Source organism: Bacteroides sp., from assembly GCF_019417265.1.
In the GTDB taxonomy this organism is placed as follows: domain Bacteria; phylum Bacteroidota; class Bacteroidia; order Bacteroidales; family Bacteroidaceae; genus Phocaeicola.
Window position 1 is genome coordinate 2,687 of the sequence record NZ_DXVR01000152.1, and the last position, 1,101, is coordinate 3,787.

At 41.1% G+C, this 1,101-nt stretch carries 1 pseudogene; it reads left to right on the plus strand.

What is annotated here, in order from left to right:
* Positions 1-870, plus strand: a pseudogene (locus QZ379_RS12265) (hypothetical protein); the annotation flags it as partial.
* Positions 871-1,101: the final 231 nt, after the last annotated feature.

The following is a 1,101-nucleotide window of genomic DNA, read 5'->3' on the forward strand; positions in this document are numbered from 1 at the left end:
CTGTTAGTGCAGATTATACACTCTGAGCTGGATGCAGACGGAATTGACTATTTGATGCGTGATGCAACGTTTTCGGGTACCAGTTTCGGTAGTTGTGAGATCGACCAGTTAATCCGGTGCTTAGACATTGGTGAGTGTGAGGATAAAAAGATTCTGTGCATCAAGCCAAAAGGAATCGCGGCTGCCGATCAGTACTTGACAAATAAATTCTTTTCGTACTCACAAGTGGTCTTCAATAAGCATATTGCTATTTCTGAGTGGATGGCAGAATGCGTCATTGACTGGATGCAAAAGCATCATGCTGTTTTTCCTTCAGGCACCGAATTAGAACGATGGGCTAGGCAGGGCAAAAAAGAATATCTGAACTTTACAGACAATATGTTTTGGTCTGCATTGGATCAAATACTCACTGATAAGCTGAGTGATTTGGTTCCCCATTACATCAAAGTGTTCTGTGAATGTTTGCTTCATCATAATGAACCTCAGTTCATAAATGGAAGCGAAGTAAGGTTCATCACCAGCAGTACCGAAGAAGCAAGAAAAATGCTAAAAGAAGCAGATATTGTTACCGACGATGCATTGCTCGATCAACGAATTACAATTCTGAATGACCGCTGTATGACCAAACAGGTTCCGATTGACATTTTCCGCCAAGAATTAGAGAGAAAGAAAAGCAAAGATGGTGACGCAGAATCCACAGATGAAGATATTCCGAATGCCGAGTTGTCCAGATTAATGGAGTGTATTTCCGTTAAGGAGCCTGATGGGGGTATACATTTACTTTGCGATGATCCTCGTTCGTTGATGCGTACTATGTACAATTCTACATTAGTTATTTTACGGAGTTATGAATTCCCACGGAATATCTAAATTCTGTCTGTGCCACAAATTAAGAGTGGAAATGTCGATACTAGAGCCGTTTTCAGTAATGCACTAGTTGAACCGGATATCGTGTTTGTGTCAATGCAAAAGGTATTTGCCAAACCCAAATAATCCGAACCAGATCTTCCCAGTGGGAGATGGGTTCGGATTATTTGTTTTCTTCGGAAGATTCGAGGAAACGTATTTCCGAAACGGTGTCATCAAACGACCAGAATCAAA